At 42.3% G+C, this 15,822-nt stretch carries 13 protein-coding genes; 12 read left to right on the plus strand and 1 reads right to left on the minus strand.

Annotated elements, in window-relative coordinates:
- The 3 genes from ACK8P8_RS09515 (at position 1) to nuoE (ending at position 4,125) form a co-directional block, all read left to right on the plus strand.
- Positions 1 to 1,791 carry an NADH-quinone oxidoreductase subunit NuoF gene (locus tag ACK8P8_RS09515; RefSeq protein ID WP_099293532.1) on the plus strand — a complete coding sequence of 597 codons (1,791 nt, stop codon included), beginning with the start codon at positions 1 to 3 and terminating at the stop codon, positions 1,789 to 1,791.
- Positions 1,792 to 1,857: 66 nt separating this feature from the next.
- A complete protein-coding gene (locus tag ACK8P8_RS09520) occupies positions 1,858 to 3,630 on the plus strand; it encodes an NADH-dependent [FeFe] hydrogenase, group A6 (RefSeq protein ID WP_186976362.1) in 1,773 nt (590 codons plus the stop codon).
- An 18-nt stretch (positions 3,631 to 3,648) separates the two neighbouring features.
- Entirely contained in the window at positions 3,649 to 4,125 is a 477-nt protein-coding gene (gene nuoE / locus ACK8P8_RS09525; RefSeq protein ID WP_099293548.1) for an NADH-quinone oxidoreductase subunit NuoE, read from the plus strand.
- A 232-nt stretch (positions 4,126 to 4,357) separates the two neighbouring features.
- On the opposite strand, the gene ACK8P8_RS09530 is transcribed toward nuoE, so the two are convergent.
- Positions 4,358 to 5,503 carry a hybrid sensor histidine kinase/response regulator gene (locus ACK8P8_RS09530; RefSeq protein ID WP_099294679.1) on the minus strand — a complete coding sequence of 382 codons (1,146 nt, stop codon included), beginning with the start codon at positions 5,501 to 5,503 and terminating at the stop codon, positions 4,358 to 4,360.
- Positions 5,504 to 5,759: 256 nt separating this feature from the next.
- Here ACK8P8_RS09530 and ACK8P8_RS09535 point away from each other — a divergent pair, with 256 nt between their 5' ends.
- Genes ACK8P8_RS09535 through ACK8P8_RS09575 form a run of 9 tightly spaced genes read left to right on the plus strand, consistent with a single transcriptional unit; the run spans position 5,760 to position 15,815 of the window.
- On the plus strand, positions 5,760 to 6,125 hold the full coding sequence (locus tag ACK8P8_RS09535) for a response regulator transcription factor (RefSeq protein WP_099293550.1): 366 nt from the start codon (positions 5,760 to 5,762) through the stop codon (positions 6,123 to 6,125).
- Between the two features lie 4 nt (positions 6,126 to 6,129).
- Positions 6,130 to 7,272, plus strand: coding sequence for a sugar transferase (locus ACK8P8_RS09540; RefSeq protein ID WP_186976361.1), 1,143 nt, complete (start codon positions 6,130 to 6,132; stop codon positions 7,270 to 7,272).
- A 19-nt stretch (positions 7,273 to 7,291) separates the two neighbouring features.
- Positions 7,292 to 8,065, plus strand: a complete 774-nt coding sequence (locus tag ACK8P8_RS09545; protein ID WP_369858796.1) for a TolC family protein — start codon at positions 7,292 to 7,294, stop codon at positions 8,063 to 8,065.
- A 2-nt stretch (positions 8,066 to 8,067) separates the two neighbouring features.
- Positions 8,068 to 10,260, plus strand: coding sequence for a GumC domain-containing protein (locus ACK8P8_RS09550; RefSeq protein WP_369858798.1), 2,193 nt, complete (start codon positions 8,068 to 8,070; stop codon positions 10,258 to 10,260).
- Positions 10,253 to 11,677 (plus strand): O-antigen ligase family protein, encoded by a 1,425-nt coding sequence (locus ACK8P8_RS09555; protein ID WP_369858799.1) that lies wholly within the window; start codon positions 10,253 to 10,255, stop codon positions 11,675 to 11,677. The genes ACK8P8_RS09550 and ACK8P8_RS09555 overlap by 8 nt, the downstream gene beginning before the upstream one ends.
- Positions 11,661 to 12,560, plus strand: coding sequence for a glycosyltransferase family 2 protein (locus tag ACK8P8_RS09560; RefSeq protein WP_186976357.1), 900 nt, complete (start codon positions 11,661 to 11,663; stop codon positions 12,558 to 12,560). The genes ACK8P8_RS09555 and ACK8P8_RS09560 overlap by 17 nt, the downstream gene beginning before the upstream one ends.
- 1 nt (position 12,561) lies before the next feature.
- Positions 12,562 to 13,740, plus strand: coding sequence for a glycosyltransferase family 2 protein (locus ACK8P8_RS09565; RefSeq protein WP_186976356.1), 1,179 nt, complete (start codon positions 12,562 to 12,564; stop codon positions 13,738 to 13,740).
- Positions 13,741 to 13,750: 10 nt separating this feature from the next.
- Positions 13,751 to 14,881 (plus strand): glycosyltransferase family 4 protein, encoded by a 1,131-nt coding sequence (locus ACK8P8_RS09570; RefSeq protein ID WP_369858800.1) that lies wholly within the window; start codon positions 13,751 to 13,753, stop codon positions 14,879 to 14,881.
- A complete protein-coding gene (locus ACK8P8_RS09575; protein ID WP_369858801.1) occupies positions 14,874 to 15,815 on the plus strand; it encodes a hypothetical protein in 942 nt (313 codons plus the stop codon). Before ACK8P8_RS09570 ends, ACK8P8_RS09575 begins: the two co-directional genes overlap by 8 nt.
- Positions 15,816 to 15,822: the final 7 nt, after the last annotated feature.

Genomic DNA, 15,822 nt, shown 5'->3' on the forward strand with positions numbered 1-15,822 from the left:
ATGAGTTATAAAATGCATGTCCTCGTTTGTGGTGGAACGGGATGTAGAGCATCTGCCAGCCAACAGATCATTACCCGGCTGGAAGAAAGTTTAAGAGAGAAAAACTTGGACGACGAAGTTCAAGTGATCGCTACCGGTTGTTTCGGTTTCTGCGAGAAAGGACCGATCGTGAAAATCATGCCGGACAACACTTTCTACGTTCAAGTGAAACCGGAGGACGCAGAGGAGATCGTGAACGAACACGTGATCAAAGGAAGAAAAGTAGAGAGATTATTATACAAGGATCCGGAAAAGAAAGAAGCCGTGAGCGACTCCAAGCACATGGGATTCTACAAAAAACAACTCCGGATTGCTTTACGCAACTGCGGATTCATCAATCCCGAAAACATCGAGGAATACATCGCGCGTGACGGGTACTCCGCCCTCGCGAAATGTATCACCGAACTGAAACCGGAAGAGGTAATCCAAGAAATCAAACTGTCCGGCTTGCGCGGTCGCGGCGGCGGCGGTTTCCCGACAGGATTGAAATGGGAATTTGCCAGCAAATACCCGGCTGACCAAAAATACGTGGTTTGTAACGCCGACGAGGGTGACCCGGGTGCTTTCATGGACCGTTCCATCATGGAAGGTGACCCCCACTCCGTTATCGAGGCAATGGCCATCTGCGGGTACAGTATCGGGGCTACCAAAGGTTTGGTATACATCCGCGCCGAATACCCGCTTGCTATCCAACGTTTGAAAATCGCTATCCAGCAAGCTAAAGAATACGGGCTGTTAGGAGAAAGTATCTTCGGTACCGATTTCTCCTTCGAAATAGAATTACGCTACGGCGCGGGGGCATTCGTGTGCGGGGAGGAAACCGCGTTAATCCACTCTATGGAAGGACACCGCGGGGAACCGACCATGAAACCGCCCTTCCCGGCTGAATCCGGTTATTTGAATCGCCCGACCAACGTGAACAACGTGGAGACTTTGGCGAACATCCCGGCTATCATCATGAAGGGAGCCAACTGGTTCAACAAAATCGGAACGGAGCGTTCCAAGGGTACGAAAGTATTCGCCCTCGCCGGAAAAATCAACAACGTGGGACTTATCGAAGTACCCATGGGAACCACTTTGCGCGAAGTGATCTACGAGATCGGCGGCGGTATAAAGAACGGCAAGAAATTCAAAGCCGTACAAACAGGGGGGCCTTCCGGCGGTTGCTTGACCGAGAAACACCTTGACGTGCCGATTGATTTCGACAACTTGCTGGCTTCCGGCTCCATGATGGGATCAGGTGGTATGATCGTCATGGACGAAGACGACTGTATGGTATCCGTGTCCAAATTCTACCTTGAATTCACGGTAGAGGAATCCTGCGGGAAATGTACGCCCTGCCGTGTAGGAAACAAACGCCTTCACGAGATACTGGATAAAATAACCCAAGGCAAAGGCACGATGGAAGATATCGACACGCTGAAAAACCTCAGCCGCGTGATCAAGGATACAGCCCTTTGCGGGTTGGGACAAACATCCCCGAACCCGGTACTGTCTACCCTTGATAATTTCTACGACGAATATCTGGCACACATCAAAGACAAGAAATGCCCGGCAGGACAATGTAAGGCATTATTGATGTACCATATCGATCCGGAACTGTGTATCGGTTGCGGGTTGTGCGCGCGCAATTGTCCCGTTGACGCTATCGTGGGAGAACGGAAAGAAGTGCATTTCATCAACACGGCAAAATGTATCAAGTGTGGTGCTTGTATGGAGAAATGCAAGTTCAAAGCAGTTAGCACGAGATAATTGAAAATTGAGAATTAAAAATTGAAAATTGCTTAGGCAACCTGCTAAGCTAAGGAGATTTTAAAGATGGAAAATAATATAACACTAAAAATAGATAACCGAGAAATCAGCGTTCCCAAGGGAACCACGATTCTTGAGGCAGCCCGGGAACTGGGTATCGACATCCCCACCCTTTGCTACATGAACCTGAAAGATTTGTGCATCAAGAACGCCCCGGCATCTTGCCGTATCTGCGTGGTCGAGGTGGAAGGCAGAAAAAATCTTGCCCCCTCTTGCGCCACCCGGTGCGAGAACAATATGGTGGTACGTACCAACACCATGCGCGTGTTGAACGCCCGTAGAACCGTACTCGAACTGATGCTGTCGGATCACCCGTCAGACTGTTTGGTCTGCGCCAAATCAGGCAATTGCGAATTACAGGACACGGCCATCAAATTAGGTATCCGTGAAATTCCGTTCGCCGGCGAGAAATCAGAATTCAAAGTGGATTTGTCACCCTCCATCCGCAGGGATGCAACCAAATGTATCTACTGCCGCCGTTGCGAAATGATGTGCAACGACGTGCAGACAGTCGGTGCGTTAGGCGCCGTGAACCGCGGGTTCGCCTCCGTGGTAATGCCCGCGTTCGATGACGCGTTGATAGACTCGGAATGTACATTCTGCGGCCAGTGCGTTGCCGTGTGCCCGGTAGGTGCCTTGACCGAATTGTCACACACCAATCGCCTGATCAACGATCTGGCTAACCCGGACAAAACCGTAATCGTGCAAACGGCTCCCGCCGTTCGTGCCGCCTTGGGTGAAGAGTTCGGTTTGGCAGCCGGAACATCCGTTACCGGAAAAATGGTCGCCGCTTTACGCAAACTGGGCTTTGCCAAAGTATTCGACACCGACTTTGCTGCCGACTTGACCATCATGGAAGAAGGAACCGAATTGTTGGGACGTCTGAACGCGTTCCTGAATGGCGACAAAGAAGTGAAATTACCGATAATCACGTCATGCTGCCCGGGTTGGGTGAACTTCTTCGAGAAACAATTCCCCGATTTGCTGGACAGACCGTCAAGCGCACGTTCCCCGCAACAAATGTTCGGGGCGATAGCCAAAACTTACTGGGCTGAAAAAATGGGTATCAAACGCGAGAACTTGATCGTGGTATCCGTGATGCCTTGCCTCGCGAAGAAATTCGAGAGCGAGCGTGACGAGTTCAAGACAGACGGTGACCCGGATGTAAATTACTCCATCTCCACGCGCGAATTGGCAGCCTTAATCAAAGAAACGAACATCAACTTCATGCAGCTGGAAGACGAAGACTTCGACGCGCCGTTAGGTGAATCCACGGGAGCCGCTGTTATCTTCGGCGCCTCGGGTGGCGTGATGGAAGCCGCCCTGCGTACCGCTTACGAAATCCAAACGGGTAAAACGTTGGAGAACGTGAACTTCGAAGGCGTGCGGGGTATCGAGAACTTGAAGGAAGCAATCATCGACGTGGACGGATTCGAATTGAAAGTCGCCGTGGCTCACAGCTTGGGCACAGCACGCAAATTGATGAATGACCTGCGCGCGGGTAAATCACCGTACCACGCGATCGAAGTGATGGCTTGCCCCGGCGGATGTATCGGTGGTGGCGGTCAACCGTTCCATCACGGGGATTCTGCCCGTATCATGGCCCGTTCCAAAGCTCTTTACACGGAAGACTCGGAAAAAAGCTTCAGAAAGTCGCACCAGAACCCGTACATCATCTCGTTGTACGAAGAATTCTTGGGCAAACCCATGAGCGAGAGAGCACACCATTTATTGCACACGTGCTATTTCAACAGAGGAAAAGAGATTATTGAACAATAATTATTCGGAAATATCATTATGACACAAATATCATTAGCAAAGTGCAAAGTTGACCAGCTGGTAAAACTGTGTGAAGAGTTCGGAAACCAAGAGGGCGAATTGATCAACGTCTTGCACAAAGCGCAGGAACTGGTCGGTTACCTTCCCAGAGAAGTACAGGAAGTTATCGCGCGTCAACTAAATATACCCGTTTCAAAAGTGTACGGGGTCGTGACCTTCTATTCTTTCTTCACCATGACTCCGAAAGGGGAACACCCGATTTCCGTGTGCATGGGAACAGCCTGCTACGTGCGGGGCGCGGAGAAAGTACTGGATGAATTCAAACGAGTTCTGAAAATCAACGTCGGGGAAACTACCGCCGACGGGAAATTCTCTCTCACCAGTTTACGCTGCGTGGGAGCTTGCGGACTTGCCCCGGTTGTATTGATCGGAGAAAAAGTGTACGGTCGGGTAACTCCCGGAGAAGTCGAGAAAATTCTAAAAGAATTTGAATAAAGTAAAGGGGCGGTCAGTGTGATCGCCCCTTTATTATTTTTATACAGTTTATTAATTTTAGATTGAACGATTTTAGATTTTAGATTGAACTCCTCCGTCAGCTTTGCTGCCACCTCCTCTATAAACAGAGGAGGAACTAAAATACAGTCTTGAACGCTAGAGAAGCAACTTGCCGAAGGCAAATGCAACCTGTAACCTGCAACTCGCCGAAGGCGACTAAACCGTGGTAAAATCACTTTAACGGTAACGAGAAGCAAAAATCAGATCCCGCACCGGGTTTCGATGTAAACCAGAGTTGCCCGTTATTTTTAGCCACAAAGTCCTTGCATAACAACAAGCCTAAACCAGAACCTTCTTCGCTATTCGTTCCGAACGTGGTAAAATGAGTTGCCTCGTTCAACAATTTCGGCTGATCTTCCTCTTTTATCCCGCATCCTTTGTCTGACACGATCACTATGACCTCGTTCAGCCCGTTTCTCTCGTCCATTCTTGTCTCAACACGTGTTGTAACTGTCGTATCCTTATGACTGAACTTTATAGCATTAGAAATCAAATTACGCACGACCGATTTAATCATCTCTACATCCACCACGACCTCGACACTCTCGATTGAACGTTCTAATGCCAAAGCGATTGACTTACTTTCGGCGATCGGTTTAAACACCTCGATCACGCCGTCAACAAGCCCCACGAGGTCGATCGGCTGAGGTACATTCGACAACTTGCCCAACTGACTCTTCGTCCATTTCAAAAGATTATCCAGCAACGAGAACACTTCCTCGGAAGTCTTATTCGCCATTTCCAGCATCTCGAATACATCTTGGGGAACCGAGCCCGGTTCGATGCTCATCATGATGGTATTACACAACATCTTTATCGATGCCATAGGCGACCGCAAATCATGAGCGATAACCGAATAGAGTTTATCCCGTCCGGCAATAGTCTTTCTCAACTCTTCCGTCTGTCTCAGAATAATACGCCGGGCATCCACCAAAGAAAGCTGGTGCTCCACACGAATCAGTAATTCCTCCCTGCGGAACGGTTTGGAAATAAAATCATTCGCGCCCAGTTGGAAACCCTTCACAACGCTGGCGGAATCATTCAAAGCGGTTAAAAATATAATCGGTATCTCGGCTTGTGACGGTTCCACCTTCAAGCGTCCCGCTACCTCGAACCCGTCCATGTCCGGCATCATGACATCCAATAAAACCAAATCCGGGGACTCACTCTTCACCTTCTCCAAAGCCTCCGTCCCGTTCATGGCGTAAATAATATTAAACCCCTCACGTCCAAGCAATGCTTTCAATAATAAAACATTTGACTGAACATCATCCACAACCAATATTTTATATTCAGCTGGATTTATCTTCATACACATCATATTTTAAATAACGCACGTAATTACAGCCACAAATGTACAAACTATAATTCATTTTTATGGCATCTTTCCGACGATAGTTTTTAACTTTCCACCTCTTGTTACCCGTGTCATGGCATCACATTTTCCCTCGTTCGAAATATAAAACGAATGAATATTCAAAAAAATAAGTTTTTAATACATAAAACTAGCAAAAACTGCTCTATGTCGTAGTAATGTTGTATATTTGTATTATCAAAAAGAGAGAGCGTTTGTTATGAGTAAGAGTATTTTAATTGTTGATGATAAGCCTGAAATAGCGAAAGTTATCACAATACAATTATCCAAAGACTATGATGTGCACTCGGAAAGCAATCCGATAGAAGCACTAGCATGGATGCACGCCGGGAATATTCCGGATCTGATTATTTCCGATGTCAATATGCCGGAAATGGACGGAAAGACATTCCTGAAACACCTGAAAGCCAGTTCCATGTTCAACTTTATCCCGGTCATTATCTTATCCAGTCTGGAGAGTAGTAACGATCGGATCGAGTTACTGGAAGCAGGGGCTTCTGATTTCGTGCTAAAGCCTTTTAATCCGCAGGAATTAAAAATCAGAGTCCGGAATTTATTGAGATAACAGCATGTATGCCTATTATATCGGGGAAAATCCGGATTGGATAAAAAGAATATCCGAGAATCTGGAAAATGAGATTACTGTTTTCAGTAACCCCATTAAAACGATATTGTTTATAAACAAACAAGACAGGCACGAAGATTCCCCCGTGTACATCTTCATCGAATCCCGGAACAAAGAACAAGACCTCCAATGGTTGGAAGCCACGGTAAGCAACAACGTGAAAGATGTATACATACTTCTTCTCACGGATAAAGTCGTGAAAGAATACATCCCGCAATATTTGCAGGCGGGAGCGAATGAAGTCATCGATATCAATTCTTCGGCAGAAGATATCCAAACCACGTTGGCTTTTCTCCCGAAACTTAAACTTTACCAAACGGCAAAAAAGAACAGTTGTCCCCGCAGATTCAAACTTCCTCTATGGAAACGGATTTTTGACATCACGTTCTCGACCATCGCGCTCCTGTGCCTCTCCCCGTTCCTGCTCCTGACCGCTCTCGCGATACGGTTGGAAAGTAAAGGCCCTATCGTTTACAAATCCAAAAGAGTGGGGAGTAATTACGATATATTCGACTTCTTAAAATTCCGTTCCATGTACATGGATGCGGACAAACGACTGAAAGAATTTCAAGCTTTAAATCAATACCGGGAAGAATCCGCGGAAGAACAGCCAAACACTCAAAATATTACCGCAACGAACGATACCACACTCTTGGTTGCCGATGATTTTATCACGACCGAACAAGAGTTGTTAAAGAATCGCCGTACACAACGGAAAAACGCCTTCGTGAAATTCGAGAACGACCCGCGTATCACCAGAGTCGGACGCTTTATCCGGAAATACAGTATCGATGAACTCCCGCAATTAATCAACATCCTGAAAGGAGATATGTCTATCGTGGGAAATCGTCCCCTCCCCCTGTACGAGGCGGAATTACTAACCACGGACGAATACATCGAACGCTTTATGGCTCCCGCCGGGTTAACCGGTTTGTGGCAAGTCGAAAAACGAGGCGACCAAGGAGCCTTATCCGCCGAAGAACGAAAACAATTGGATATAAAATATGCCCGGGACTTTTCGTTCTGGACTGACATAAATATTATTTGCAGAACATGCACGGCGTTTGTGCAGAAAGAGAATGTGTAATTAACAACGTTTTAGCAAGATGGACACGAAATATATTATCATCGGTTGTCTTTTATTTTTAAACCTTGTTTGCTTGGGACAAAACAGGCAAACAACGGACTCTGTGCCAAATCCCACAAGATTCATCCCACAGACATTAACAACCAATGAATTCATCAATTATCAACTGCCTCCATTGGATACCCTATTCGAAAGCGCAAAGAAAAATCCTCGTCTAAAAGCAATACAAGCCTCCATCGAAGCTGCCCGCAACGATTTGAAAGTAGCAAAGCGGGATTGGTGGCAGTACTTTTCCGTGCGTGCAGGATATAATTATGGTATTCTGGGTACTTACACTGACCAAGAAACACAATACACTCCATTAACTACAGTTTATTCGGGAGCGACTCAAAGCAGTTGGTCTGTCGGGGCAAATATCAGCATTCCTTTTGACAAACTATTCACTCATCGCCCCACGGTAAAAAAACAGCAAGAAGTTATTAAGAATATCGAATACACACAACAGATTGAATTCAATTTAATTAAAAATGAAATTATTGAATTATACTGCGGTATTCAGTATCAACTAAGACTACTAAAGTTAGCAACGGAAACCATTACTCTATATAACGCAGAATACAAAGTTGCAGAATTGGATTATATTAATGACAAAGGTAACAAGAACAGATTACTAAGTGATCTCAAAGGTTCTCAAAAAGATGCTAAAATAGAATATGAAAAAATTATTAGTCAACTTAATATCATGTTCTTGAAGTTGGAAATAATTAGTAATATGCAATTTAGGAATAAATAATTATGAAATATATCACTTATTTTATCAAATTCTTTTACCGGATTCGTTTTTGGTTACTTATTGCACCCGTTATCGTTGCGCTATTAGTTTATTGGAAAACCAATAAAACACCACGCAACTATACCGCAAATTGTTCCATATACACGGGTATTATCACAGGTGTAAATATTCTATCTGAAAGTGGAATTACCACAACCTCCTACACGCAAGGCAGTATGATGGATAATTTACTCAATATCATTACTTCCGATCAAACATTAAAACAAGTATCCTTACGTTTATATGCCCGAATCATGGTATACGGGGATCCCAATAAAGATAATACGTATGTAAATGCTTCCAATTACCGATACTTACATGACCGCGGAGCTTCAATACATCATTTGATAGACAAGAGTTCCGAAAAAGATTCGATTAACGAACAGCGCACATACGAAAATCTACTCGCTTACGAAACAAATGACCCCTCGAATTACGTGTATGGAATATATCAATGGAATCTCCCTTACGTAAATCGTGAATCATTACAAAAAATAGATGTCAAACGTATTGGTAACAGCGACGTACTCTCAATTTCATATTCTTCAAATGATCCCGGAATTGTCTACCAAACACTACTTATATTGATTGATGAATTCAACAAACAATACCAAGAACTACGTTTTGGCGAAACAAATCATGTTATCGAATATTTCCGGAAAGAACTAGCAATTATTGGCAAGGATCTCCAAAACGCAGAAGATACTCTCACCAATTATCGAGTTAAAAAGCAAGTTATCAATTACGAAGAAGAAACAAAAGCGGTTGCTGCATTAAATCGGGATTATGAACTACAATATTGGCAATCTCTGAACGAATACAATGTTTCTGATAGTATCAAAAGGGAATTAGAAGAAAGAATGCAGTTACATTCTGAGATTGTTCAAAATAATAGTTCATTTATTTTCCACAATAATAAAATCAGCGAAATCGATGAAAAACTCGCTATAGCAAAATACTACCCGGATAACACCATATCACGAGTTCCAATCGATTCGCTCAATCAAGAATTAGAACTACACAAACGAGCTTTATCAAAAGCTCTTGAAAAGATGGATTATCTTAAATACAGCAAAGAGGGTATATCCAATGCAAGTGTTATAGAAGAATGGTTGAAACAAGTTATCTCGTATAAAAAAGCCGAAGCTGAATTAAAAGTATTAAATCTGCGGAAAATACATATGGCTCAGAAATATTCTCATTTTGCTCCAATCGGTTCAACTCTAACACGTAAAGAGCGTGTAGTAAACATCAACGAAAGAAAATATATGGCCATATTAGATGCTTTAAATGCAGCATTATTAAAGCAAAAGAGTATTCAAATGAATTCTGCAAGTTTAAAAGTGATGAATGCTCCTTATTATCCTTTAGTTTCTACGACTGCAAGTAAACACAAACTATTGACTATCGGAGCTTATATTGCAGCCTTAATATTCACGATATTCTTTTTCTTGATTATTGAAATATTGGATCACACTTTACACAATGTTTTCAAGGCCGAACAGCTTACAGGAAGCAAAGTTCTAGGAGTTTTCACCCGCCAATTATCTTTCGCTGCCAGAAGGTATAATAAAACGTACACAACACTTTCAACCCAAACATTATGTAACTCCTCAGTAACTTATTTCAAACCGGACCAAAGTAATATCATTAATTTGATCAGTAACGAACCGGGAGAAGGGAAAAGTTATATAATGGAACAAATCGCTCAACAATTTACTGATCGCGGTTTTGATGTAACGCAATTATCATGGCAAAACGAATTTCAAACAGATGCTCAATCTTTTATCCAATCTTTAAATTTGGAAGAATTGGATAATCCGGAAAAAACAACACTGAAAGACAGAATCATTATCGTGGAATATCCTTCATTAAAAGACGCAGCATTAACAGCAAATATTTTACAAAATGTCAGTCTGAATTTACAAGTTGTAGACTCCAGACGTACTTGGAAAAATACAGACCAACAATTATTTGAACGGACAAGAGAAATGTGTAATAAAACACCACTGTTTTTAGTTTTGAATTACACGAAACGAGATGCTGCCGAGGATATAAACGGATTGATGCCACCTTATAGCTTTTTCCGCAAATTATTATACAGATTAGCCCAATTGGGATTAACGGCAAATGATAAACCGTCACGTAATGTTTAAAAATGGCTCGTCCTATATAACCACGGTCGCATTTATTATCGGTTTATGCGCTATATATCTACTAACGTTGAAGGGTGGAATCATTCCAACTCTTCTTTTTGCTTGTTTACCTTTACTAGCTATAATTACAGCAAGAGTTAGTCAAAAACAATATTATTTCTATGCTTTTTTTATTATAAATTACATCATATCAGGTATCAGCAGATATTTCCCAATGAAAACCGGTATGATAATGCTAGGACTTACACTTGGCATCGGATGTATCCTTTTTCTCAAAAACATTTTTCAAACATACGAATGGAAACGTAGTTTCAATCTCTTGACTATCTTATGGGCGATATGGTTCCTCTATTGCCTATTTGAACTTTTCAATCCATATTCAGTTACAGATGCATGGTTTATTGCTATAAACGGATATGCCCTTTTCCCATTAATCAGTGCCATTATTATTCCAGTCCTTTTCCGTCGCTTCAAGAATTTTTACTGGCTGTTAATTATATGGGCTATTTTATCTCTATTTGCTGCATTCAAAGGATACTGGCAAAAAAGTCATGGTTTTGATGGGGCTGAATTATATTGGTTATTTGTAGAAGGTGGTGCCAAAACTCATATCATTTATTCGGGGATACGCTATTTCTCGTTTCTTTCCGATGCCGCCAATTTTGGCATTACCATGGGACTCTCAATGACTATATTCGGGATTTCTGGTTTCTTCGTCAAAGCACGTTGGGCGAAATGCCTATTTTGGCTAACTGCACTTGCATCATTATACGGATTAATGATATCCGGAACACGAAGCGCTGTAGCTGTTCCTCTAGCAGGATTATGTATCTACACTATATTGTGCCGAAGTATCAAAAATTTACTCATCGCCGGTAGTTTATTTGTTATTGTTATTTTATTCTTAACACAAACGACAATTGGCAATAGTAATTCATTAATCCGACGGGTCCGTTCAACTTTCAATAAAGAGGACGCTTCTTTTAAAGTTAGAGGGGAGAACAAAACAAGAATGATACCTTTAATGCGAGATAAACCTTTTGGCATCGGATTAGGATTAAGCGGGAAACGTTCTAAACGTTTCGATGTAAATGATAAACTATCGGAATTGCCACCCGATTCCTTACTTACGATGTACTGGATCGAAACGGGAATCATCGGCATCTCACTCTATCTTTCGCTATTAGTAATCATTTTTATACGAGCCTCATATATCGCCATGTTTATCGTTAAAGACAAACAACTGAGAAACATTTTATTCTCAATCATTGCAGGACTTGCCGGAGTATTTGTAGCAGCTTACGCGAATGATATCACAACCTATCCCAATGGAATCCTCATCAATATTTTATTTGTATTCCTGTTTGTTGCACCCTATTATGATAAAGAATTAGCCGAGCATGAAGCAACAGCCTGATATATCCATTGTTACTATTAATTACAACGGTCTACAAGAGACAGAGCAATTAATAGAATCCCTACAACAAAACCCTCAAAAATGTTCGTACGAGGTCATTGTCGTGGATAATGGGTCAGTACAGAATGAGGCAAAAATATTGCAGGCAAAATACCCATACATTCAGAGCATCCGCAGTGAACGGAATCTAGGCTTTTCTGGGGGTAACAATTTAGGTATTTGTGTTGCAAAAGGAAAATGTATCTTCCTGCTGAATAACGATACGCTTGTATCTGACGATAGTTTGGTCTATTTATATGAAACACTGATGAGTTCATCAGACATCGGAGCCGTAAGTCCGAAAATCAAATTTGCCTTTCCGCCCCGGAACATACAATTCGCGGGATTCACCCCGTTAAGCAAATATACATTACGCAACCGGGCTATCGGTTATAATGAACCGGATAAAGGTCAATTTGACGTTCCGAAAGCAACCCATTTTCTTCATGGAGCAGCCATGATAGTAAAACGTGAAGTAATAGAAAACATCGGATTGATGCCAGAAATCTATTTCCTTTACTATGAAGAAATGGATTGGTGTACCCGGATGCGGAATCACGGGTATCAACTCCGGTATGAACCCCGTTGCACGATATACCACAAAGAAAGTTGCAGCACGGGAAAAGACAGTCCGTTAAAGACCTACTATCTCACCCGCAATCGTCTGTTATACACGTGGCGAAACCGACACGGGAGAACATTGTTTATTTCGTTAATCTATCAGCTTCTAATTGCTGATTTCAAAAATATTGTCGTAAATTTACTACATGCAAAATCGGCACAAGCAAGAGCTATTTTTGAAGGGTGTGTAGACTTTTTTCGTTTAAAACATAAAAGGGAATAATATGAATATTCAGGAAATCTTATATCTATTCGAATATATATGTTGGATTTTGGCAAGCATTGCCGTGGCGTATCCGTTAATATATTCTCTTGCTTCTCTGGGGACAAGAAAATCATATTACCCGCAAGCAAAGAAACAACATCGATTTGCCATACTTTTTCCCGCCTACAAAGAAGACCGGATAATCGTATCCGTCGTGGAATCTTTTCTAAAACAGAACTACCCGCGGGAACTTTATGACGTGGTTGTTATATCCGACCACATGCAAGAGGCAACCAATGACCGTTTATCACAACTCCCGATCACCTTACTAAAGGCAGACTATCCCGAAAGTTCCAAGGCGAAAGCGCTTAATTTTGCCATGAATCACTTCCGACAGGACGAATTTGATATTGTCGTGATTCTGGATGCAGACAATGTTGTCGATACAAATTTCTTACAAGAAATAAACAAAGTCTTTGATGCCGGGATACAAGCCATTCAGGCACACAGGACAGCTAAAAACCGCAACACGGAAATTGCCGTGTTGGATGGCCTCAGTGAAGAAGTGAATAATTCCATCTTCCGTCGCGGACATGTAAGATTAGGAGTTTCCTCTGCCCTCATCGGTTCCGGAATGGCTTTCAATTACCAATGGTTCCATGACAATGTCAAATATCTATCTACCGCGGGCGAGGATAAAGAGTTGGAAATTCTACTACTTAAACAAAGAATTTTTATAGAATACTTGGACGAGGTATACGTGTATGACGAGAAAACTCAAGGAGAAAAAGGCTTCTACAATCAGCGCCGCCGCTGGTTGGCTACCCAATTCGCCCAGTGGGGACGTGTTTTCAAGGATCTTCCGAAAGCTATTATCACCGGAAATATCGATTATAGCGATAAATTGATTCAATGGATGCTCCCCCCTCGCCTAATTTTGTTTGGTGGAATTATCGTGATGGGATGCGTTATGCAAATTGTAGATTGGCCGCTTGCACTGAAATGGTGGGGATTGTTTCTCGTCATGGGCATCACGCTATGCCTCGCCATACCGGATAAACTCGTTGATGAGCAATTCAAAAAATCAATCAACAAACTCCCCCTGTTATTTATCATGATGGTAGCTAATTTATTCCGGATGAAAGGCATGAATAAAAAGTTTGTCACCACCGAAAAAAACGGTTCTTCCACCCTATAATATTATGCCCATGAAAATAGCAATTGAAGCACAACGGATTTTTCGGACAAATAAACACGGGATGGATTTCGTGGCTCTCGAAACAATTCGAGAACTACAGAAGACTGATCACGAGAACGAGTACTATATACTGGTCGCTCCCGGAGAAGACCGATGCTTACAGGCATCGGACAATGTCCATATTGTCGAAATAAAATGCCCGACTTATCCCTTGTGGGAACAAGTCGCCTTGCCTTCGGCTATACGCGAGATAAAACCGGATATCATACACTGCACAAGCAACACCGCCCCTTTATTCTGTCCGGCGCCACTTGTTCTCACGTTGCATGATATCATTTTCCTTGAAAAAAGGGCACACAACAATAAATCCATGTACCAGAATATGGGCTGGTATTATCGCCGTTTTGTTGTTCCCCGCGTATTGGCAAAATGCAAACAAATCATCACCGTATCACAGTTCGAATGCAACAGGATTCGTGAAACATTACATCTGCCGGAAGAACAGATTATCGCCATTCATAACGGTTTTAGTAACCGCTTCCATCCTTTGAAAGAAACTTATACCGTCACGAAAAAATATATACCTGCTAAAGAATATTTATTTTTCCTCGGTAACACCGATCCGAAAAAGAATACTCCATGCACACTAAAAGCATATAGCATTTACGTGAAACAATCTTCAAATCCTCTCCCTTTGTTGATCGCAGATTTAAAAGAAGAAGTCATCCATCAGATATTAAAACAGGAAGGAATTGAAGAAATAAAACCTATGCTCTATTCCCCCGGGTATATCACTCATTCTGACCTTCCGGCAATTTACAATGGCGCTAAAATATTCCTTTACACGTCATTGCGGGAAAGTTTCGGGATTCCGTTGTTGGAAGCAATGGCGTGCGGTACTCCGGTCGTCACGTCCAACACCTCCGCAATTCCCGAAGTCGCAGGAGAAGGCGCAATACTGGTAGACCCGACGGATGCCGACGCAATTGCCGCTCAGATATTGAAACTGGAACAAGATGCAGGGTATCGTGAACAACAAATCGCCTATGGACTGGAAAGGACTAAACAATTCTCTTGGCAACATACGGCGGAACAGTTATTAAAAGTATATCAATCTATTAAAAAGCAAGATCATGAGTGACTATATATCCATTATCAGCTCGCTAGCTATATTTCTATTCCCATACATTGGACGGAAGTGGTTTAACATCCAGCTACTAAGTTCTACGGTGGTCAGCCTAGGGCTACTCGGAACTTTCGGGGGAATCATGTATGGTTTATGGCTTTTTAATGTCGAACAAATAGACCTTTCCATTCCTCAATTATTGGAAGGACTGAAAACAGCATTTCTGACCTCTATCGCAGGAATGTTAGCATCCTTATTGCTTAAACTTACTCCCACAGTCTATGGGATGAAGAAAGAAGAGGAGCACCAAGAAGAATTCACGGATAAACAATTATTCGAATTACTCGGAAACATCGAGAAAAACACGAAGACTGCAGATTCCAATGAATTTATTCAAGTAATCAAGCAATCAAACGAACGTTTGGGAGATAACTTCCAATCCTTAAATGATAATCTTTTGAAAATAACTTCCCGGGAACTCTCTTTAAACACGGAAGCCCTTACTGAAACATTACAAATGGTCATCGCCCGTTTGGATAACAAGGTATCAGAACAAATAAATCAAACGATTCTCAAAATACACGATATACAAGAACAACAATTGCAATACATGGCACATGCCCAAGAGTTCACGCAAACCATGCAGGAACAACTCCGTGATACACTTTTAAAACTGGAAGAAACGAACAAGAATATCGAAACGTTCTTGGGAAAAACCAATAACATGAACATGAAACAGAGTCATGCTTTCATGGAGCAAGTGTCATCATTCGGCGATTTCATAAAAGGTTCCGAACAACAAATGAATTCGCAACTGACCCGAATGGAAGAAAAATACGAGCGGGAATTAACTGAATTGGAGAAGTTTACCAAAACGTTAATGACCATTGTTAAAAAACTATCCATAGATCATGATACTCTTTACAAAAAAATGAATGACAGTGAATAAACCATCT

Origin of the sequence: Butyricimonas muris (assembly GCF_046365375.1) — a bacterium.
Taxonomy (GTDB): domain Bacteria; phylum Bacteroidota; class Bacteroidia; order Bacteroidales; family Marinifilaceae; genus Butyricimonas; species Butyricimonas muris.

What these genes read in the sequence shown, in the direction of transcription:
- ACK8P8_RS09575 (WP_369858801.1), top strand. Translation starts at nt 14,874, where the DNA reads ATGAGTGACTATATATCCATTATCAGCTCGCTAGCTATATTTCTATTC.
- ACK8P8_RS09535 (WP_099293550.1), top strand. Translation starts at nt 5,760, where the DNA reads ATGAGTAAGAGTATTTTAATTGTTGATGATAAGCCTGAAATAGCGAAA.
- ACK8P8_RS09545 (WP_369858796.1), top strand. Translation starts at nt 7,292, where the DNA reads ATGGACACGAAATATATTATCATCGGTTGTCTTTTATTTTTAAACCTT.
- ACK8P8_RS09555 (WP_369858799.1), top strand. Translation starts at nt 10,253, where the DNA reads ATGTTTAAAAATGGCTCGTCCTATATAACCACGGTCGCATTTATTATC.
- ACK8P8_RS09540 (WP_186976361.1), top strand. Translation starts at nt 6,130, where the DNA reads ATGTATGCCTATTATATCGGGGAAAATCCGGATTGGATAAAAAGAATA.
- nuoE (WP_099293548.1), top strand. Translation starts at nt 3,649, where the DNA reads ATGACACAAATATCATTAGCAAAGTGCAAAGTTGACCAGCTGGTAAAA.
- ACK8P8_RS09565 (WP_186976356.1), top strand. Translation starts at nt 12,562, where the DNA reads ATGAATATTCAGGAAATCTTATATCTATTCGAATATATATGTTGGATT.
- ACK8P8_RS09570 (WP_369858800.1), top strand. Translation starts at nt 13,751, where the DNA reads ATGAAAATAGCAATTGAAGCACAACGGATTTTTCGGACAAATAAACAC.
- ACK8P8_RS09530 (WP_099294679.1), bottom strand. Translation starts at nt 5,503, where the DNA reads ATGTGTATGAAGATAAATCCAGCTGAATATAAAATATTGGTTGTGGAT.
- ACK8P8_RS09560 (WP_186976357.1), top strand. Translation starts at nt 11,661, where the DNA reads ATGAAGCAACAGCCTGATATATCCATTGTTACTATTAATTACAACGGT.
- ACK8P8_RS09520 (WP_186976362.1), top strand. Translation starts at nt 1,858, where the DNA reads ATGGAAAATAATATAACACTAAAAATAGATAACCGAGAAATCAGCGTT.
- ACK8P8_RS09515 (WP_099293532.1), top strand. Translation starts at nt 1, where the DNA reads ATGAGTTATAAAATGCATGTCCTCGTTTGTGGTGGAACGGGATGTAGA.
- ACK8P8_RS09550 (WP_369858798.1), top strand. Translation starts at nt 8,068, where the DNA reads ATGAAATATATCACTTATTTTATCAAATTCTTTTACCGGATTCGTTTT.